Origin of the sequence: Bacillus sp. FSL K6-0923, from assembly GCF_038630825.1 — a bacterium.
Taxonomy (GTDB): Bacteria; Bacillota; Bacilli; order Bacillales; family Bacillaceae; genus Bacillus; species Bacillus pumilus.
On the sequence record NZ_CP152044.1, the window covers coordinates 1,273,662 to 1,292,685 of the forward strand.

Annotated in this window: 20 protein-coding genes; 14 read left to right on the forward strand and 6 right to left on the reverse strand. The window is 42.7% G+C overall.

What is annotated here, in order from left to right:
* Nucleotide 1 precedes the first annotated feature (1 nt).
* The 5 genes from MHI16_RS06365 to MHI16_RS06385 all read right to left on the reverse strand — a co-directional run bounded on the left by MHI16_RS06365 (nt 2) and on the right by MHI16_RS06385 (nt 3,351).
* A complete protein-coding gene (locus MHI16_RS06365; RefSeq protein WP_080984789.1) occupies nt 2-178 on the reverse strand; it encodes a type II toxin-antitoxin system SpoIISB family antitoxin in 177 nt (58 codons plus the stop codon).
* Nucleotides 147-917 (reverse strand): type II toxin-antitoxin system SpoIISA family toxin, encoded by a 771-nt coding sequence (locus MHI16_RS06370; protein ID WP_003211137.1) that lies wholly within the window; start codon nt 915-917, stop codon nt 147-149. Before MHI16_RS06370 ends, MHI16_RS06365 begins: the two co-directional genes overlap by 32 nt.
* A 137-nt stretch (nt 918-1,054) precedes the next feature.
* Entirely contained in the window at nt 1,055-2,053 is a 999-nt protein-coding gene (locus tag MHI16_RS06375; RefSeq protein ID WP_058014225.1) for an inorganic phosphate transporter, read from the reverse strand.
* 15 nt (nt 2,054-2,068) lie between these two features.
* Nucleotides 2,069-2,686 carry a DUF47 domain-containing protein gene (locus MHI16_RS06380; RefSeq protein WP_003212390.1) on the reverse strand — a complete coding sequence of 206 codons (618 nt, stop codon included), beginning with the start codon at nt 2,684-2,686 and terminating at the stop codon, nt 2,069-2,071.
* 206 nt (nt 2,687-2,892) lie between these two features.
* Entirely contained in the window at nt 2,893-3,351 is a 459-nt protein-coding gene (locus MHI16_RS06385) for an ASCH domain-containing protein (RefSeq protein WP_058014224.1), read from the reverse strand.
* 227 nt (nt 3,352-3,578) lie between these two features.
* Between MHI16_RS06385 and ggt the strand changes: the two genes are divergently transcribed.
* The 14 genes from ggt (at nt 3,579) to MHI16_RS06455 (ending at nt 17,558) form a co-directional block, all read left to right on the forward strand.
* The gene (ggt, locus tag MHI16_RS06390; protein ID WP_058014223.1) at nt 3,579-5,330 is read left to right on the forward strand and encodes a gamma-glutamyltransferase; all 1,752 of its coding nucleotides are present in this window, start codon (nt 3,579-3,581) and stop codon (nt 5,328-5,330) included.
* Nucleotides 5,331-5,983: 653 nt separating this feature from the next.
* A complete protein-coding gene (locus MHI16_RS06395; protein ID WP_058014222.1) occupies nt 5,984-6,451 on the forward strand; it encodes a PTS sugar transporter subunit IIA in 468 nt (155 codons plus the stop codon).
* Between the two features lie 53 nt (nt 6,452-6,504).
* Nucleotides 6,505-7,878 carry a PTS transporter subunit IIC gene (locus MHI16_RS06400; protein WP_058014221.1) on the forward strand — a complete coding sequence of 458 codons (1,374 nt, stop codon included), beginning with the start codon at nt 6,505-6,507 and terminating at the stop codon, nt 7,876-7,878.
* A gap of 19 nt (nt 7,879-7,897) precedes the next feature.
* Nucleotides 7,898-8,176 (forward strand): PTS sugar transporter subunit IIB, encoded by a 279-nt coding sequence (locus MHI16_RS06405; RefSeq protein WP_003212259.1) that lies wholly within the window; start codon nt 7,898-7,900, stop codon nt 8,174-8,176.
* 61 nt (nt 8,177-8,237) lie between these two features.
* Nucleotides 8,238-8,684, forward strand: a complete 447-nt coding sequence (locus MHI16_RS06410) for a hypothetical protein (protein ID WP_003211419.1) — start codon at nt 8,238-8,240, stop codon at nt 8,682-8,684.
* On the forward strand, nt 8,681-9,712 hold the full coding sequence (locus tag MHI16_RS06415) for an alcohol dehydrogenase catalytic domain-containing protein (RefSeq protein ID WP_058014220.1): 1,032 nt from the start codon (nt 8,681-8,683) through the stop codon (nt 9,710-9,712). Before MHI16_RS06410 ends, MHI16_RS06415 begins: the two co-directional genes overlap by 4 nt.
* Nucleotides 9,713-9,894: 182 nt before the next feature.
* Complete coding sequence (locus MHI16_RS06420; RefSeq protein ID WP_058014219.1) at nt 9,895-10,878, forward strand: thiamine pyrophosphate-dependent dehydrogenase E1 component subunit alpha; 984 nt, start codon at nt 9,895-9,897, stop codon at nt 10,876-10,878.
* Between the two features lie 31 nt (nt 10,879-10,909).
* Nucleotides 10,910-11,890 carry an alpha-ketoacid dehydrogenase subunit beta gene (locus MHI16_RS06425; RefSeq protein ID WP_058014492.1) on the forward strand — a complete coding sequence of 327 codons (981 nt, stop codon included), beginning with the start codon at nt 10,910-10,912 and terminating at the stop codon, nt 11,888-11,890.
* A 17-nt stretch (nt 11,891-11,907) separates the two neighbouring features.
* Nucleotides 11,908-13,230, forward strand: a complete 1,323-nt coding sequence (locus MHI16_RS06430) for a dihydrolipoamide acetyltransferase family protein (RefSeq protein ID WP_058014218.1) — start codon at nt 11,908-11,910, stop codon at nt 13,228-13,230.
* A gap of 12 nt (nt 13,231-13,242) precedes the next feature.
* A complete protein-coding gene (lpdA, locus tag MHI16_RS06435; RefSeq protein WP_058014217.1) occupies nt 13,243-14,625 on the forward strand; it encodes a dihydrolipoyl dehydrogenase in 1,383 nt (460 codons plus the stop codon).
* 25 nt (nt 14,626-14,650) lie between these two features.
* Complete coding sequence (locus tag MHI16_RS06440; protein WP_235567019.1) at nt 14,651-15,352, forward strand: SDR family NAD(P)-dependent oxidoreductase; 702 nt, start codon at nt 14,651-14,653, stop codon at nt 15,350-15,352.
* Complete coding sequence (locus tag MHI16_RS06445) at nt 15,330-16,115, forward strand: SDR family oxidoreductase (RefSeq protein WP_058014215.1); 786 nt, start codon at nt 15,330-15,332, stop codon at nt 16,113-16,115. Before MHI16_RS06440 ends, MHI16_RS06445 begins: the two co-directional genes overlap by 23 nt.
* 93 nt (nt 16,116-16,208) lie before the next feature.
* Nucleotides 16,209-17,165 (forward strand): sugar-binding transcriptional regulator, encoded by a 957-nt coding sequence (locus MHI16_RS06450; protein ID WP_058014214.1) that lies wholly within the window; start codon nt 16,209-16,211, stop codon nt 17,163-17,165.
* A 63-nt stretch (nt 17,166-17,228) separates the two neighbouring features.
* Complete coding sequence (locus MHI16_RS06455; RefSeq protein ID WP_008358910.1) at nt 17,229-17,558, forward strand: hypothetical protein; 330 nt, start codon at nt 17,229-17,231, stop codon at nt 17,556-17,558.
* Between the two features lie 121 nt (nt 17,559-17,679).
* On the opposite strand, the gene MHI16_RS06460 is transcribed toward MHI16_RS06455, so the two are convergent.
* On the reverse strand, nt 17,680-19,005 hold the full coding sequence (locus MHI16_RS06460; protein WP_058014213.1) for an amino acid permease: 1,326 nt from the start codon (nt 19,003-19,005) through the stop codon (nt 17,680-17,682).
* Between the last annotated feature and the right edge of the window lie 19 nt (nt 19,006-19,024).

Sequence of the window (19,024 nt, forward strand, 5' to 3'; positions counted from 1 at the left end):
ATCATGCCCTTTTATTTTTATACTCATCCAATAGCTGTTCATTCTTTTTAAAAATACGTTCTGTATGGGGGCTTACCTTGTAATCCGCCATACTGATATGTTGCTTTTTCTTTAAAATCTTAAAAGGGTTTTTCTTGCGATTGTTGTTATCCCCTTGAAGTGCGTGGTCCATCTTCATCACCTTCCTCTTCGTCAGGCAAGATTAGGTCATAAATTGTTGTAAGTGATGTCATTAATAAATAGTCGAACTCAGTGACAATGTCATCAGAGGTGAGCTTAATGACGAAGTGATCATCTGCTACAGAAAACGGGATGAGCACCAATTTGCCGAAATCATCGTAATAGACTTCCTGCCTGTCAAGCTTCGCCTGAATAAGAGCTCGCTGGTCAAGTGTCCGGAGCAGGTCATCTTTTTGTTCCTGCGTATCGTAAGGACAAAGAACTGCTTGAATATTCATCTTGTCGGCAAAAGAATAAATGAGCCGTTCAATTCCCTCTATATATGCCTCTACACTTCCATAATATACATGAATCGGTTCGTTTTTCAATAGGTATTGGTACGTTTTTAGTTTATTGAGGTAAGAATGAAGTAGATCGTTATTTTGTTCTAGGAGTTGGTGGGTGTCGGTTTCTAGTTCGTGATTTCCGAGTTTTTTAATATAGGAGCTGAGAAAGATGAATGCATCGGTTAATGCGAAAAAAACGGCAATAATTAAGTAGTGCATCCAATCGGTGAAGATTGAAGAAGGGTCATTTGTCCAGTATACAACAGCACCAGCTACATAAATCCAATACCACGTTTTACGAATGGCAAACATCTTTTCTTTTACTTTTTGTTCAAAACGCCATACGGCAAATACATATACAGCAAGGGCACCCAGCAATAACCACACGGTCAATTGAAAAAATAATAGCATGATTTTCTCTCCCATAGACAGATGGATACTTACTTTATTTCTATGGATATGATTGGAAACCCTGCTTCATGAAAAAATGGCTTGTAGGAAAAGGGTGCAGACAAATAAAAAAAGACCTGTCAGACAGGTCTTTGATATTAGATAATCGCATTTAACACAAAGTATATAAGAGCCCCGAGAGTTCCTGAAATCGGTAATGTAATTACCCAAGTGACAAGCATACGTTTTGCCGTACCCCAGTTTACCCCTTTTACTCTGTGTGCAGAACCTACACCTAGAATAGAAGATGAGATCACGTGAGTGGTACTAACAGGTAAGTGAATAAATGTCGCACCGAAGATAATAGCTGCACCCGTTAAATCGGCAGATACTCCGTTTACTGGACGAATTTTCATAATTTTACCGCCGACTGTTTTAATAATCTTCCAGCCGCCAATAGACGTACCTAGTCCCATTGCAAGCGCACAAGAGAATTGTACCCAGAAAGGAATATCGTCTGTTGTATGCAAATTCCCTGCAATTAAAGCCATCGTAATAATTCCCATCGCTTTTTGCGCATCGTTTGTTCCGTGGGTATACGATTGTAGTGCTGCAGTTAAAATTTGAACACGACGGAATTGTTTATTTGTTTTTGCGAGATTGTGGTTTCTAAATATAAATTTGACAATGGTGTACACGATATATCCTAATACGAAAGCTAGGATAGGTGAAAGCAACAGTGCTTGAATGATTTTAATGAACCCCGAATAGTTTAAAGCGCCAAAACCAGCAGAGGCAATAACAGCTCCTGCAATTGATCCGATCAGTGCATGCGAAGAACTACTCGGAATCCCGTAATACCAAGTAAGCAAGTTCCAAGTAATGGCCGCAATTAAAGCAGCCAAAATGACGACAGAACCGTTTTGAAGTGTAAAAGGATCTGCGATGTCTTTTGTAATGGACTTTGCCACACCTGTAAATGTCATTGCTCCTAAGAAGTTCATAAACGCTGCCATAATAATAGCATGTCTAGGCTTTAACGCCTTTGTTGAAACCGAAGTGGCAATGGCATTTGCTGTATCGTGGAATCCGTTGATGAAATCAAAAGCAAGTGCACAAATGACAATAAATATGGTAAGGATGAGTAATGTGTCCATGTTTAACTAACCCCGTTACGCATTCTTCATTATGATTGTTTCTAGATTGTTGGCAACACTTTGACAGGAATCAGCAATTTCTTCAAGTGTTTCGTAAATTTCTTTGTATTGAATGACCTTAATTGGATCCGTTTCTTTTCCAAACAAGTTCTTGAGTGATTTACGATAAAGATTGTCACAATTGTGCTCGATCTCTTTGATTTTGATTGCGTGTGGTTGAATATCTTTTAAGCGATTTTCAGCCAGTAAATCGATTGTAATTAAAATTTCCTTCGCACATTCTCTGATGTAGTGGCTGAATTTGTCGATATGTTCGTCAGAGCTTGTCATTGAATAAATTTCCATTGTCGCTGAAAAATGCTCAATTCCATCTAAAACATCGTCGAGGCTATTCGTCAATTGAAGAATGTCTTCACGTTCAATCGGTGTAATAAAGGCTTTGTTCAGCTCTTTAATCATAGTATGAACATGATTATCACCTTTTGTCTCATATTCCTTCAATGTGTCAGAAAATTCTTTCAGAGTGGTTTGATTTGTTACTTTATAGCTAACAAAATACTCAGCAGTTTCATCTAAATTTTTAGCAATTTCCGTTAACAAGACGGAAAACTTGTCTTTTTTCCTTTTTAACATGTAAAAACCCTCCATTGTATAAATGAGACAATGCACACATCAAATAATTATATATTCTTTTGTCGAAAAAAAACAGGTGTAGTCGAAAATTTCTTCACTTTTTCTATTTGATCTTATTCTGACCTAAAGATGTGTTCTCATCACACCTTTTTCAGAAAGGAGAAAAGAAATGAAAAAAGCGGTCCTTTTTTGGCGCCGCTTAAAGCTTAAGAAGCTGAATAAACAAGTTTAAATCGCTCGCAAACGAGGAGCATGTCTTCTTTAAATTCTAATCCGTACGGTTTGAGTGATTCTGTGAAAAATGCTTCATGGGCTCTGTACCAATAGTGATAAGAAAGATCGCCTTCACCTTCTGCTTGGGCAAATGATTCTGGAACTTCATTCATTGGCATGACATCTACATGCGTGATCTCTATGATGGCTTTTGGTTCGTCATGGCTGTCCAAAATGACCGCATATTGTCCTGCCTTTGGAAGCGGCTCCTGTTCCTTTTCGTAAAAAAGATGTCCAGAACATGTCGCTGTTTTTTTCCCTTGCAGAACAAGGTCAAGTAAATGATCTGGGTCTGCTCCAAATGCCCAAGCGGAAACAGATGCGTCAATTGGTGCGCTTTCTGATTTTTCTTTCCAATAAGTTTCCCAAAATAAAGTGCTTTTTTGATTCATCATTCTTCCCCCTTTGCGATGCGTTTATTATACCGCGAAATCAAAAACATGAAAGGATAGTGTCTTTATCCCTACTTAGTACGTGTGTCATATGTTTTGAAAATCCACTTTACATTTGATGAATATAGGATGATAGAATGAAAATTTTAGAAATTTTAGAATAATCTATTGTATTCTGGTCAAGAAGTCGGTATGGTCAAAGTAAGAATATGGAAGGGGTGTTGTGTATGAAACGCATTTCTCTAACTATTTTGTCCATATGTCTGTTGGTTTTCTCGTTTTTTCTGCCTGTCGGTCAGGTCACTGCAAACGAAACTCATGGGAATAAAGTAGCTGTTGGGAAAGATGGCATGGTGGCTACTGCCCATCCGCTCGCATCAGAAGTGGGTGCAGATGTATTAAAGAAAGGTGGAAACGCTGTTGACGCTGCTGTTGCCATCCAGTACGCACTGAATGTGACAGAGCCAATGATGTCTGGAATTGGTGGCGGAGGATTTATGATGGTTTATGATGGGAAGACAAAAGAAACATCCATCATCAATAGTCGAGAAAGAGCACCACAAGGCGCAACACCTGACATGTTTTTAACAGATGAGGGGAAAGCCATCCCGTTTGCTGAGCGATCCACACATGGTAATGCTGTTGGTGTTCCAGGGACTGTGAAAGGTCTTGAGGCGGCATTAGATAAGTGGGGAACCCGCTCAATGAAGGAATTGATTAAGCCTTCCATCCAGCTTGCAGAGGATGGATTTGAAATCGATTCTGTCTTGGCAAAAGCCATTGATGATCATCAAGGAAAATTGAAAAAAACGGCTGCAGCGCCCATCTTTCTTCCAAATGATCAGCCGCTCAAAGAAGGAGACCTCCTAGTTCAGCCAGGCCTTGCAAAAACATTTAAGCTCATTGCGAAAAAAGGAAGCAAAGCATTTTATGAAGGAAAAGTAGCAAAGGCACTTGCAAATACAGTCCAAGATTTTGGCGGGACAATGACAACTGATGACATTGGTCGTTATGAGGTCGAGACTGACAAGCCTATCTGGGGAGACTATAAAGGATACCAGCTTGCAAGTATGCCTCCACCAAGCTCAGGCGGGGTGTTTATGCTGCAAATGCTCAAAATACTTGACCACTTTAACCTATCTCAATATGACCCCAAATCATTCGAAAAATATCAACTACTTGCTGAAACGATGCATCTCTCCTATGCTGACCGTGCTGCATATGCCGGCGACCCCGAGTTCGTAGATGTTCCACTAAAAGGACTATTAGACGATGATTACATTTCAGAAAGAGCCTCTCTTATTCAATTAGACAAAAAGAATCTTAACCCGAAAGAAGGAGATCCGTGGGCGTATGAGGATGAAAAAAATCCATCTCCTATTGTACCGCAGCCTGAAGATAAAACCATTGGTGAGACCACACATTTTACTGTTGCCGATCAGTGGGGAAATGTTGTGTCGTTCACGACAACCATTGAACAGTTATTTGGTACGGGGATTCTCGTCCCGGAATATGGTTTCTTCTTAAACAATGAACTAACAGATTTTGATGCAATACCAGGCGGAGCAAATGAAGTTCAGCCGAATAAACGACCGTTGTCCAGTATGACACCGACCATCATTTTTAAAGATAATGAGCCTGTCATGACAGTAGGTTCACCGGGAGGAACAACCATCATTGCTTCTGTTTCACAAACTATTTTGAATTTGCTTGAATATGAGATGGAGCTTCAGGATGCAGTTGAAGAACCAAGAATTTATACAAACAGTCCTACTTCTTATCGTTATGAAGTAGGTGTCCCTCTCGATGTGAGAACAAAACTTAATGATATGGGGCATCGTTTCGGCAATTCGCCTATTGATATAGGAAATGTTCAAGCGCTACTCATTGATCGAAAAGCAGGAACCTTTACTGGAGTGGCTGATTCCTCAAGAAACGGAACTGCCGTTGGCGTCGATTTAAAGCTCTCTGCCCAATAAGAACATTTCCCGGGAAAAGAAGCGCCTCTTGAGGATGGCGTTTCTTTTTTTATTTATATAAAAGAAACACAGCGGATCAGGGAATCGAAGACGCTTTGGCCATTTGAAGTACAGACTGTAATGTATTTCAATGGCTAAGGGTCTTTTTGCGTATGAATGACAAAGTTGTTGCTCACATCAAAGAGCAAGTACTGAGTGATTAGAAGAAGTCACATTTAATAAGAAGTAGAGCAGAGTTGATGAAAGATGCAGAAAAGACTGCATCTCAGCGTGTAGACAAACCCTCGCATTCGGTTTCAGTCCTGCGCGTCGGTACTCACGGATGTCAAATTCGCTCCGTTCCTGTGCTCGTCCTTCCTAGACTGCAAAGGTTTTCTATCACGCTGAAAAGAAGACAAAGGGCTAAAATCAAGATCATTTTAGCCCTTTGTCAACAATCTGAGATGCAGAAAAAACTGCATCTTTTTTTATAAAATTTTTCCTAGGAACATTGACTTATAATTTAGAATATTATAATATCTTTACAAAGGTAACAACATTGAACATTTTTCTATATGTGTATTTGTAAGCGCTTTATAAAAGTTTCTATTCTAAAATGTTCTTTCTTTTTGTTACATGTGTTCACATTTATACCAAATGAAAGGGGTGGTTGTTTGAACAACTTGTTTGAGTTAGATGAACAACTGATCAAGTTGCAGTACGATGCATCTTCGAGAGAGGAGGTGACCACATATTTAGCAGAGCAATTAGAAGCAGGAGGATATATTAAGTCGAGCTTTTTACCAGCGGTGCTTGAAAGAGAAAAAACATATCCTACAGGCCTTCCACTTGCGACCTTTGGGGTAGCAATTCCACATACAGATCCTGAGCATGTGAACAAACCGGCGATTAGTGTAGCCACTCTAAAGGAACCTGTTATGTTTCACAAGATGGGGAGCCCTGATGAAACTGTGCTGGCCAAAATTGTGTTCGTCCTAGCAATCTCTGAACCTAGTAAGCAGCTTGTGATGTTAGAGAAGCTCATGACACTTTTTAGAAAAGAAGAGGTGATGACGAAGCTGTCTGACATGACGTCGTATGAAGAAGCGGTTGCTTTGCTTCAGAAAGAATTAAACCAATAGCCTTTGACAAAATAATGTAAGCGCTTTATTCGAAAAAACCAGGAGGTGGATGTATGATCAAGCAAGCTGTCGATTTTATATTAGACCTTGGACCAACTATTATGCTCCCGATTATTATGACGCTTTTCGGTATGATTTTAAGGCAAGGCTTTAAGAAATCCTTCCGAGCCGGTATTACGATCGGAATTGGGTTTGTCGGTGTCAACCTTGTCATTAATTTGCTTGTGAGCGGCCTTGGGCCAGCAGCAAAAGCCATGGTTACTTCCCTTGGGCTAAAGCTCGATATTTTGGATGTTGGATGGCCGATTGGAGCTGCTATATCCTTTGGAACACCCGTTGCCCCTTTGATGATTCCTCTTGTGCTTTTGTTAAATGTCATCTTATTGTCCGTTAATTTTACGAAAACACTGAATGTGGATATTTGGAACTTCTGGCATTTGATTTTCGCAGCCTCTGTGACTTATTACGCTTATCATAATATGTTCTTGGCACTTGCTGTTGGTTTGATCGTCTCTGCTATCACACTTAAATTAGCCGATTGGACGGCACCGACAATCGAACACCACTTTGGATTGAAAGGCGTATCGATGGCTCATGCTGAAACGGTCAACTTCGCGCCGCTTATGTATGCGTCTAACCGCATCATTGACAAGATCCCTGGTTTAAACAAAATTCATGCTGATCCAGAAACATTGAAGAAACGTTTTGGCATTTTTGGCGAACCACTTGTGATGGGTCTCATACTTGGTATCATTATTGGTCTTTTAGGTGGATATGATGCGAAAGGCGTCATGACGCTTGGTATTCAAATGGCAGCAGTTCTTGTGCTAATGCCAAGAATGGTTGCGTTATTAATGGAAGGTCTTATTCCAATCTCTGAGGGCGCTCGTTCTTATATTCAAAAGCGCTTCCCTGGAAAAAATGTCTATATTGGTTTAGATACAGCGATTGTGATTGGTCATCCGGCAAATATGGCGGTAGCCCTTCTTATGGTGCCGATTACGATTCTACTAGCGGTCGTTCTGCCTTACAATGGCATGCTGCCGTTTGCTGACTTATCAGTTCTGCCGTTTACAGTTGTATGGGCAGTAGCAGCCGCTCGTGGAAATATTATTCGCGGTCTTATTAACAGTATTTTTACATTAATGATTGTCTTCTTTATCGCAACGAATCTCGCACCGCTTGCGACAACAATGGGGAAAGCAGTCGGATTTGACTTCCCAGAAGGAGCCAATATGATTTCAGGTATTGACCTTGGTTCCCACGTCATTCCTTGGATCATGGTGAGACTTCTTGATCCGAGCAACCCATACTTTATTGCAGCCATCATCTGTGCTTTGGCTTATGCGCTTCTATGGTACTGGGTGCGAAATGATATTAGAAAGCAGTATGCGAAAGAAATGGGCTTAGATCAGAAAGATCAATAAACGAGCTGGAGGGATTCTTATGGCAAAGAAAATATTGGTTTCATGCGGAACAGCGGTTGCAACATCAACGGTTGTTGCTAAAAAGGTCGAAGAGACGTTAAAGGAAAAAGGATACGATGTTGTGGTGGAACAGTGCAAGGCATCTGAAGTCCCGCAAAAAGCGGAGGGCGCCGATTTAATCGTAACGACAACACCAGTGAGTGATACGAAAGGAACGCCTGTGATTCAAACATTATCCTTTTTAACCGGATTTGGCATTGAAGATGATATTGAAAAAATCATCGATCATATTAAGTAAACAATCATTCCATGGAGGAGCTTTCCCGGCTCCTTCTATGTATCTGAAAGGAGGACGTCTCATGCAGCATCATGCTTATAGCCGAACGTCTGCAGTGTTGTCTATTTTTCTTCCAGCCGTACTCATCTGTCTGTTTTTCCTTTGGTCTCTTTATACGTTAATGTCAGCAGGGCCTGAACCGTTAGCTGTGTTAGGCGTTTATACGTTGCCTATCCTCATGCTTTCTAGTATCACTGGACTGAACCAGCCGACAAACGTCATCATTAGTGAAGATAAACTCAAAATCGGAGCGTTTGGCAGATGGCACACATATGCGGTCTCTGATATTAAAGGAAAGCTTTTTATTAAGCCATACCCTCATATCGGAAAAGTCTATGTCAGGGTGGGCCCATCTCGTATATTCGGAGGACGTTACTGGATATCCAGTGAGATGAGTGAGTACAAGCAGCTTGTGCAAACGTTGCAGGATTTTGCGAAAGGTGATGAAAAGGAGGATGCAGCTACATGAAATCAGCTGTCTTTTATTCTTCAGAGGACATTCGGTATGAGAAGCGGAACCGGCCTGCGATAAGTGATGATGAAGTTCTATTAAGGATGCGTGCCTGCGGCTTATGCGGCACAGATATTTACAAAGCAACACATGAGACGGTACCTCCAGGAACGGTACTAGGGCACGAAATCGCTGGTGATATTGTTGAAACCGGAAAGCATGTGACAAATATAAAAACGGGAGACAGGGTTTATGTTGCGCACCATGTGCCTTGCTTTACCTGTGACTTTTGTCAAAGGGGATTTTATACAATGTGTCCGCAGTTTGCAGCCACTAATGTAGAGCCAGGCGGGTTTTCAGAGTATATCCGCGTACCTGCATTACATGTCAAGCACACAATGGGCAAGCTCCCAAATGACGTCTCATATGAGCAAGGGGCGATGGTGGAGCCAGTCGCCTGCTGCCTGCACGGTTTTGAACGAGCACCTGTTCATCCAGGAGATTCTGTACTGATCCTTGGAGCGGGGCAAATTGGCTGCATTCAACTACAGCTTGCCAAACATTACTTGGCTGGGAAAGTGATGATAACGGATGTGAATGAGAACCGGCTGCTGCAAGCGAGAAATTTAGGGGCAGACGTCGCTTTTCATCCAGCGTCTGAGCCGGTGGAAGACCGGGTCATGAGAGAAACAAATGGAAAGGGAGCAGACCTCGTCATTATTTCTGTTGGGAGTAGTGCGCTTTTAAAAGAAGCGTTTCAAGCAGTAGCGAGAGGCGGGTCGATTTTAGTATTTGCTCATTTCCCAAAGCGAGACGTCTCCATTCCGGCTGATCGGTTTTTCCATGATGAAGTGAAAGTAGTAGGAGCCTATTCCTCGCATCCTTATCACTACCTCGAAGCCCTTGAACTTCTAAGAGCAAAAGTGGTCAACACAGAAAAGATGGTGACGCATCGTTATCCGTTAAGTCAGCTCCTTCAGGCGATAGAATGCGCAAGGCACCCTGAAGGTGAGAGTGTCAAAATCATGATGTATCCAGATAAATGAGAACGTAAGGGATTGGGAGAGAAAGAGAAGTTCTTTAGAAAAGGGCTTTGCCTTTCTCTTTTTTTCTGATAAAAGGTGAAAACGCTTAAAAATGAAAGAGAAATGCTTGACTTCAATGATACTTAAACGTATGATAATTACAAATGTAACACATAAGAACAAATGTAAAGGGGAGAGAAGAAATGCAAAAACAAATCACTTTGCCTGAACAGATTAGTCATGAGAGATTAGCAGATTTATATAAACAAATGTGGTTAGTGAGATATTTTGATGAAAAGGTCGATCAATTCTTTGCGAAAGGACTTATCCATGGAACCACTCATTTATGTGTCGGACAGGAAGCGTCAGCTGTTGGATCAATTGCCGTATTAAAGGACGAAGATAAGATCGTCAGTACGCACCGTGGACATGGTCACTGTATTGCAAAAGGTGCAGAGGTCAATAAGATGATGGCGGAACTATTCGGGCGTGAGACTGGTTATTGCAAAGGAAAAGGCGGCTCGATGCATATCGCTGATTTAGAAAAAGGAAACCTTGGTGCAAATGGAATCGTTGGCGGCGGTATCCCGCTGGCAACAGGTGCAGCGCTCACATCTAAAATGAAACAGGAAGGCTTTGTCGTTCTTTGTTTCTTCGGAGATGGAGCGACAAATGAAGGAAGCTTTCACGAAGCACTAAATCTTGCATCCATTTGGGATTTGCCTGTTGTATTCATTTGTGAAAACAACCAGTACGGTATGTCTGGCCCTGTAAAAGAAATGATTAACATTGAAGACATTTCAACAAGAGCAGAAAGCTATGGAATCCCAGGAAAATCAATTGATGGAAATGACATGGTTGAGATTATGAACACAGTAGATCAAGCGGTCAGCCGTGCAAGAGCTGGAGAAGGTCCATCACTTGTTGAAATGAAAACGTATCGCTGGAAGGGTCACTCTAAGAGTGATGCGAAAAAATACCGTACACGTGAAGAAGAAACAGAGTGGAGACAAAAAGACGGGATCAAGCGCTTTAAATCTCTCTTGATTGAACTAAATGTTTTGACAGAAGAGCAGGCAGCGGTCTTACAGGAAGAAGCGAAGAAAGAAATTGAAGCGTCTGTAGAATTCGCTAAAAACAGTAAAGAACCGTCAATCGATACACTATTAGAGGATGTATACGCCTAATTAGGAGGGGAATCACGTGACAAAAACAACAGTGAGAGAGATTTCATATTTAGAAGCCGTTCGAGAGGCTATGAGTCAGGAAATGAGAGAGAACCAAGATGTATTTATTTTAGGTGAGGATATCGGCGTATATGGCGGTGCTTTTGGGGTCACGCGCGGTATGATTGAAGAGTTCGGTCCAGAGCGCGTACGCAATACACCAATCTCTGAGGCCGCCATCGCAGGAGGTGCAGTCGGAGCGGCTTTGACAGGTATGCGTCCGATTTTAGAGCTTCAATTCTCTGACTTTATTACAATCGCAATGGATCAGCTTGTAAACCAAGCAGCTAAAACACGATACATGTTTGGTGGAAAAGGAAAAGTACCACTTGTTGTGAGAACACCAGCAGGATCAGGAACGGGTGCCGCAGCGCAGCATTCACAAAGCTTAGAAGCGTGGATGGCTCATATTCCGGGATTAAAGGTGGTTCAGCCTTCAACAGCTTATGATGCCAAAGGACTTTTAAAAGCAGCAATGGATGATGACAACCCTGTCATTTTCTACGAGCACAAGCTTTTATATAAAACAATCGGCGAAGTGCCTGAAGAGCCTTATTCGATTCCTTTAGGGAAAGCTGATGTGAAAAGAAGCGGGAAGGACGTCACAATTGTAGTAACAGCGATTATGGTACACAAAGCATTAGAAGCGGCGAAGGAACTAGAAGCAGAGGGAATCGATGTTGAAATCATTGACCCAAGAACACTCGTCCCATTAGATGAAGAAACCATTATCGAATCTGTGAAGAAAACGGGTAAATGTATCGTGGTTCATGAGGCGGTCAAACGAGGCGGCTACGGCGGAGAGATTGCAAGTATGATAGCGGAAAGTGAAGCGTTTGACTACTTAGATGCGCCGATTAAACGACTTGGCGGCCTTGCAGTTCCAATACCATACAACCCGACACTGGAAAAAGCGGTCATTCCACAAGTGCCAGATATTATTGAAGCAGTAAAAGAGCTTGCACGCTCTTAAATAAAGGGGAGAAGATCATGCCAAAAGAGATATTTATGCCGAAGCTAAGCAGTACGATGGAGATCGGAACCTTGCTTCAATGGTTTAAAGAAGAAGGAGATTCGGTTGAAATCGGTGAGCCTCTTTTTGAAATTATGACAGACAAGATCAACATCGAGGTGGAAGCCTATGATGACGGCATTTTTCTAAAAAAATACTACGAAGCTGATGATCAAATTCCAGTCAATGCTGTTATTGGATATATCGGAGAGGCAAATGAACAGGTGCCAAGCGAGCCGCCAGCACAGGCAGATGAGGATTCCTCAGAAAGCAGCGAATCATCTTCACCAGCCTCGTCTTCATCCAGTTCTACTGAAGCCCCAAAAACATCTGATGAAAAAGTACGTGCCACGCCCGCAGCGAGAAAAACGGCAAAGGATCATCATGTGGTGATTCAAGAGGTATCTGGCACAGGACCAAAAGGCAGAGTCCAAAAGCGGGACGTCGAGGCAGTCGTTCAATCTAGTGAGAAAGACCGACGCGTCTCACCACTTGCAGAAAAAGTCGCTGCTCGTGAAGGAATCGATTTAGCAGCAGTTTCTGGATCTGGCGCTCACGGCAAGATCATGAAGAGTGACGTACAAGCAGCAACGCAAACAGCAGAGGCATCGCCTGTGAAAACACAAAAATTAGCTGGCATGAGAAAAGTGATTGCTGATCGCATGTCACAAAGTGCCTTTACAGCACCGCACGTCACATTAACAAGTGAAATTGATATGACGAAAGCAAAAGAAGTGCGTCAGCAGCTACTCCCGGCGATTGAAAAAGAGACAGGCTACCGGTTGTCGTTCACAGAAATCATCATTCATGCGGTCAGCCATGTACTCACGCGCCACCCGCAGATCAATATGACATTTGAACAAAATGAGCTCCATTTCCATGAGGATGTACACATTGGTCTTGCTGTTGCAGTGAAAGACGGCTTGATGGTACCAGTCATTTCTCATGCGAATCAAAAAGGATTAAAACAACTAACAAAAGAAGCGAAAGAAATTGGCCGAAACGCACGCGATCAAAAGCTGCTTCCGGACCAGCTGAAAGGGTCCACTTTTACGATTAGTAACTTAGGCATGTATGCCATTGATACCTTTACCCCGATCATTAATCAGCCGGAAGTGGCGATTTTAGGAGTAGGACGGATTCAAGATAAGCCTGTTGCAGTGGATGGAGAAATTCAGGTGCGGCCAATGATGGGTGTCAGTTTATCGTTTGATCACCGAGTGGTAGATGGCGCACCAGCAGCTGCCTTTTTAACAGACCTTAAAAAAGTGCTTGAACAACCATTTGAATTGCTAATGTAGGAGATGAATCGGATGACGAAAACGTATGATCTGACAGTCATTGGCGGAGGGCCTGGCGGGTATACTGCCGCCCTTCAAGCGGCTGAGCGCGGACGGAAGGTTGCTTTGATTGAGGAGGATTTTCTAGGCGGTACTTGTTTAAATCGAGGCTGTATCCCTTCAAAGACCCTGCTGAAACATGCAGAAGTCATTGAATCAATCGAGAAGGCGAAAAGCTGGGGAATCGAAACAGGTGACATGATCCTTTCCTTCGATAAAATGAGAAAGCGCAAAGATGACGTCATTGAAAAGCTCAGAGGTGGAATCGCCTTTTTATTAAAGCAAGGAAAGATTGATGTATATAACGGCAGAGGCACAGCGGTGACCAAGCATCGGATTGAAATAGAAAATCAAGGTGGATCAGAATCGATTGAAACGAAAGAGTTAATCATTGCTACTGGATCTTCACCGGCCATTCCGCCAATACCGGGGCTTAAGGATATTTCATTTGATACAAGTGATACAATCTTTGACATCCCAGATATTCCTGCTTCTGTCGTCATTATTGGCGGAGGTGTCATTGGTCTTGAACTTGCTTGTATCTTCCAAAGTCTTCAATCAAAAGTCACCATTATTGAAGCGGCACCGTCCATTATCCCACAAGAGGATGAAGAAGCATCTAAGCTGCTAGAAAGAGAACTCAAGAAAAAGGGCATCCATATTGCGAAGAAGACCACTGTGACAGAGTTGACGGAAAGCGAAGGAGTCAAAGCGGTTCATGCAACAGATGATAAAGGGGAGACACACATCTTTACAGCGGAAAGACTGCTTGTCTGCGTTGGAAGAAAACCGAATGTATCAGCTGTTAGCCAGCTTGATCTTCAGCTCGATGGTCCGTTTATCAAGGTGAATGATCAGATGCAGACAAGTGCTGATGGTGTATACGCAGTTGGGGATGTCGCCGGCGGTTATCAGCTGGCTCATGCGGCGATGGCAGAGGCTGCTGTTGCGGTCAGCAATATTTGCGGCGTGCCTGAAAAAATGAATGCAGATATTATGCCTAGATGTATTTATACATTACCAGAGGTGGCAAGTGTCGGCCTAACGGAGAAAGAGGCAAAAGCCAAAGGGCTCAGCGTACAAACAGAACGATTTGATTTAGCGGCAAGTGGTAAAGCGTTAGCGGCAGGTGTTCAAACAGGCTTTATTAAATTGGTGTACGATACAGCATATGGTGAAGTGATCGGCGCAACGATGGTTGGTCCGCATGTCACAGAGATGATTTCAGAAGCTTCTTCCTTTATGTATTTAGAAGGAACAGCAGAAGAGATGGCGAAAATGATTCATCCGCATCCGACCATCTCAGAAGGTTTTTATGAAGCAGCTCTTGAGATCGTGAGTAAGCTGAGAAAATAAATGCTAAACAAGGGATAGGGAGGAGATGCATGTGCACGTCCAGCTTCATCAGAAAGCGGCACTTGTGACAGGTAGCACAGATGGGTTTGGAGAAGCCATCTGCCTGGCTTTAGCCCGGGCAGGTGCACATGTTTTTTTACACACATTTCATGATGAATCAAAGGCTAGAACCATTTGTGAAGACATTCAAAAAATGGGTGGTCAGGCGAGTATCATCATGAACCCGCTGGAGACGCCGCGTGATGCCACGCGTATGCTGAGGCAAGTGATCGATACGTGCGGGAAACTGGATATTTTGGTCAATCAAGCAGCGCAAGGAACGGAAGCGGAGCTTGATGCCACTCACCCTAATGAATGGATGGACGAAGTGGAAACAGCTGTGAATACTGTCTTTCTTTCCAGTCAAGCTGCCGTATGGCACATGGTTGACCAGAAGAAAGGCTGTATTATTAATATATCGTCATCAGGCAGTATCACAGGTGATGGCGGGATTTCACATGCGACATCGAATTCTATGCTGAATGCCATGACAAAAGGGCTGGCGCGAGAATTTAAAGACAAAGGCATTCGGGTGCTCGCCTTATTACCGCCGCCTCTCCATTTGATTCCTAACACAGAGCAAATCAAGGAGACTGTGGCCCATATGACGGTCTTTTTAAGTACATCATATGGCGCATTTACAGATGGTGCAGCGATTATGCTTGATGGGGGTGAGAGTGCTGGCTAATGATCAAAAACCAGTTCTCATCGTTGGCGGTGCCCAAGGGATAGGAAAGGAAATTGCCGAGCGTTTTTTAAAAGAAGGACACAGAGTGGCTGTGTCTGATATAGATGAACAAGGACTTTCACTTTTAAAAAAACAGCATTCTGAGCTGCTGACATTTCAAGCTGACGTTTCATCGTGGGAAAGTGTCCAGCAGATGATCTCAGCAGCTGAAAGGGAGCTAGGCGGCATTGCTCATCTTGTGTATTCAGCAGGGATGACAAAATCACTTCCTTTTTTAGAAGTCGATTTTTCACTTTGGAAAAAGACACTGGCTGTGAACTTGTATGGTCTTTATTATTGCATCAAAGCGTCAGCACCTTATATATGTGAGCGGCAAGAAGGAAGCATTGTCATGATTGGATCAGGATCTGCTATAACTGGCTCAGGCGGCGGAATTCAGTATTACGCCTCAAAAGCAGGTGCTTTTGGTCTGATGCGTTCGCTCGTAAAGGAATTAGGGGCGCACCATGTGCGTATCAATGTGATTGCCCCCCGCGTAATTGAATCTCAAATGCTTGATACGCTCTATCCTACTGAGGTGGAGAAAAGGCAGCTGCAATCGCTCATTCCTGTCGGAAGATTAGGAAGACCAGACGATATTGCAGGACTCACTTTATTTCTTACAAGTGACGAGGGAAGCTATTTGCACGGACAAATTATCCTGTTAGACGGCGGGAGAACGTATCAGCCAAAATATACGGAGGGAAAAAGAGCGGAGAGGTAATCGCTCTTTTTGTCATTTTCGTAACAATTGTTCCAATTAGAAACGAATGTTTGGTATACTGGGAATCATAGTATATTAAAAGGATGATGTCACATGCTGAATTGGGAAGAAAGACGACAGCTCGTCAAAGTTGCTCATCTTTATTATACAGACGGGTGGACGCAGCAGGAAATCGCAAAAAAGCTCAATGTCTCGAGACCAGTCATTTCAAAGCTCTTACAAAAAGCAAAAGATGTGGGAATCGTTGAGGTGTACATTAAAGACGAAAGTATTCACACGGTGGAACTGGAAAAGCAGCTAGAAACAACTTTTCAATTAACAGATGCTGTTGTTGTCCCAAGTGTCGGGACAATGTCTGAGATGGTGAAACGTGCCGTCGGTCAAGCTGGCGCCTATTATTTATCTAAAAACATGAAAGATGCGGAGAAAATCGGCATTTCATGGGGAACTACGCTAGCTGAGCTTGTAAAGGAATACCCGTTCGAGCGAAGAAACGATGTGAAGGTCATTCCATTAGAGGGTGGAATGGGCAGGCAGGCAGTCGACATTCATGCCAATCAGCTGGCATATGAGCTGGCAAAGAAAATGAATGGCACGTGTTCCTATTTATATGCCCCGGCGATTTTAGAAACAGAAGAATTAAAAGAGCGGCTTATGGCAATGCAGGATATAGAAGCTGTGCTTGAAGAAGGTAAAAATGTCGACATTGCCCTCATCGGTATTGGCAACCCGCATAAAGGTTCAACGTTAAAAACAGTTGGTTACTTAAAAGAAGAGGATTTATCTGGTTTAAGGCAATCAGGGGCTGTAGGTGATATTGGCTTTCGTTTCTTTGACGGTCAAGGCAAACCTGTCCAAGATGAACTGAATCAAAAGGTCATTGGTTTATCACTGGAGCAGTTAAAGAGCGTCAAAACGGTCATCGCTGTTGTAGAAGGAACCCATAAAGCTGAAAGTATTTTAGGGGCTTTAAATGGCGGATTTATTCAAGTGCTGGTGACAGACGAACTAACGGCGGCAGCCATTTTAAAGGAAGCTTCCGTCCAATAAACGGCTCATAGCCATCGAATTGTATAAAAAGAGCAACATCAAACGAGAAAGGAGCTGTGTATCTTGAAGAAAACCGAAATGGAAGCGAACCTACATTGTACTCGGTGCCAAGAAGAGACCCTCCACAGCATCGTTTATGTGAATGATCAGATGAAAAGCGTTGAGTGTACAGAGTGTCATCAGAAGATCAGTGTGCAAGTCGACATCATGAAGGAATTTTACAAAGAAGTATACGAAAAAATTGCGACAAAGCCAAAACGGATGACGCAGGAATATAAGGCGAATTTGAATGGATTTATCTCAAGACTCCCAATCCGCGTGCTTAGTAAGCCATACCGGCTCATGAGATATTTAAACGAATCATACAAAGTGATTAAGCAATATAAAAAATAGCAGAGCACTAGCGTTTAGACAAAACCTCGCATTCTTTGACAGGTCTGCGCTTGGATGCTCGTTCTTTCTAGAAAGCAAAGGTTTTCTATCACGCTTTGAAGAAAGAAAAAAGCAGAGCTGATTAGCGCTCTGCTTTTTTATGTGCTTTTTTCATATAATAATAAATAGGCAGTCCAGCAATTCCGATCAGCATGGAGATGAGACAGCTCTTCCAGTCGGTGATCATGGTGCTGATTAAAACGAATAAAGAACCGATAATTGCAACGATTGGAGTGAGCGGGTAAAGTGGTACGCTATAAGCACGCTCCATTCCTTTGTTTTGTTTTCTCAGTTTAAAGACTGCGAAAAAGGCCATGACATAAAAGATGTAGATCATGAAAATCGAAACCTCTGACAGTTTTTCTGGATTGCTGACGATCATAAATACAATGGCGATCAAAATTTGTACAAATACCGCAATCCACGGTGTTTTAAATGTAGGGTGAATACGCGAAATCGCGTTTGCGAAAGGAATTTGCTTTCGCTCTGCCATCGCGAAAATCACACGTGGGAATGAAAGAACCTTTCCGTTTAAACAGCCAAAGATACTAATGATGATGCCGATACTAATCACCTTACCGCCGATTGGTCCAAAGAGCATTGTCGCAGCAGTACTTGTCGCATTTTCTCCAAGCTGTACGATTTGATCTGCTGGTAACACGTGCAAAAGAGCAACATTAATAAAGAGATAACAAGCCGTGACGATTAAAATCCCGCCTGCCATTGCGCGAGGCAGTAGCTTCTCTGGGTTTTTCATTTCACCGCCAAGTGCTGCAAGCAATATCCAGCCATCATAAGCAAACAACGTAGCCAAAATCGCTGCACCAAAGTTCATTTGAGCGATACTATCGTTGACTGCCATCAAAATATTTTCGTTTCCTTTCCATAAGCCAAACACAATAATAGCGGCAATCGGGACAAGCTTTCCGATGGTGGTCAGTCCTTGTACAAAACCGCCGTATTTTGTTCCCATAATGTTAATTAAACATAAAAATAAAACAGTGATAATGCCGATTGTAGTCGACCATAAAGAAGAAAGAGAAAATAAATTGGCTAACAATGAACCAAAATAAAGACCAAGTGCACCGATGATGGCAGGCCCGTAAATGATAATCTGTACCCAGCCGCATAAATAGCCCCAAAACTCACCATACACTTCTTCAAGGTAGGCATACAATCCGCCAGTCCGAGGGATTTGTGTGCCAATTTCAGCAACAGTGAGTCCGCCTGCAAGAGTTAAAATGCCACCTAGCAGCCAAGCGAATAATGCGATATCTGAGCTTCCTGAATAGGAAAGGACGTTGCCTGGCTTCATAAAGACGCCGGACCCGATAATCGTCCCGATGACAAGAGATAGGGCGAAAAATAAGCCGATGTCCTGTTTTAACGCTGGTTGTTCTTTGTTCATTACACACGACCTCCTGCAT

What these genes read in the sequence shown, in the direction of transcription:
- MHI16_RS06375 (WP_058014225.1), bottom strand. Translation starts at nt 2,053, where the DNA reads ATGGACACATTACTCATCCTTACCATATTTATTGTCATTTGTGCACTT.
- lpdA (WP_058014217.1), top strand. Translation starts at nt 13,243, where the DNA reads ATGACGAAAACGTATGATCTGACAGTCATTGGCGGAGGGCCTGGCGGG.
- MHI16_RS06430 (WP_058014218.1), top strand. Translation starts at nt 11,908, where the DNA reads ATGCCAAAAGAGATATTTATGCCGAAGCTAAGCAGTACGATGGAGATC.
- MHI16_RS06410 (WP_003211419.1), top strand. Translation starts at nt 8,238, where the DNA reads ATGCAGCATCATGCTTATAGCCGAACGTCTGCAGTGTTGTCTATTTTT.
- MHI16_RS06385 (WP_058014224.1), bottom strand. Translation starts at nt 3,351, where the DNA reads ATGAATCAAAAAAGCACTTTATTTTGGGAAACTTATTGGAAAGAAAAA.
- MHI16_RS06405 (WP_003212259.1), top strand. Translation starts at nt 7,898, where the DNA reads ATGGCAAAGAAAATATTGGTTTCATGCGGAACAGCGGTTGCAACATCA.
- MHI16_RS06415 (WP_058014220.1), top strand. Translation starts at nt 8,681, where the DNA reads ATGAAATCAGCTGTCTTTTATTCTTCAGAGGACATTCGGTATGAGAAG.
- MHI16_RS06380 (WP_003212390.1), bottom strand. Translation starts at nt 2,686, where the DNA reads ATGTTAAAAAGGAAAAAAGACAAGTTTTCCGTCTTGTTAACGGAAATT.
- MHI16_RS06460 (WP_058014213.1), bottom strand. Translation starts at nt 19,005, where the DNA reads ATGAACAAAGAACAACCAGCGTTAAAACAGGACATCGGCTTATTTTTC.
- MHI16_RS06365 (WP_080984789.1), bottom strand. Translation starts at nt 178, where the DNA reads ATGAAGATGGACCACGCACTTCAAGGGGATAACAACAATCGCAAGAAA.
- MHI16_RS06420 (WP_058014219.1), top strand. Translation starts at nt 9,895, where the DNA reads ATGCAAAAACAAATCACTTTGCCTGAACAGATTAGTCATGAGAGATTA.
- ggt (WP_058014223.1), top strand. Translation starts at nt 3,579, where the DNA reads ATGAAACGCATTTCTCTAACTATTTTGTCCATATGTCTGTTGGTTTTC.
- MHI16_RS06370 (WP_003211137.1), bottom strand. Translation starts at nt 917, where the DNA reads ATGCTATTATTTTTTCAATTGACCGTGTGGTTATTGCTGGGTGCCCTT.
- MHI16_RS06440 (WP_235567019.1), top strand. Translation starts at nt 14,651, where the DNA reads ATGCATGTGCACGTCCAGCTTCATCAGAAAGCGGCACTTGTGACAGGT.
- MHI16_RS06445 (WP_058014215.1), top strand. Translation starts at nt 15,330, where the DNA reads ATGGGGGTGAGAGTGCTGGCTAATGATCAAAAACCAGTTCTCATCGTT.
- MHI16_RS06400 (WP_058014221.1), top strand. Translation starts at nt 6,505, where the DNA reads ATGATCAAGCAAGCTGTCGATTTTATATTAGACCTTGGACCAACTATT.
- MHI16_RS06450 (WP_058014214.1), top strand. Translation starts at nt 16,209, where the DNA reads ATGCTGAATTGGGAAGAAAGACGACAGCTCGTCAAAGTTGCTCATCTT.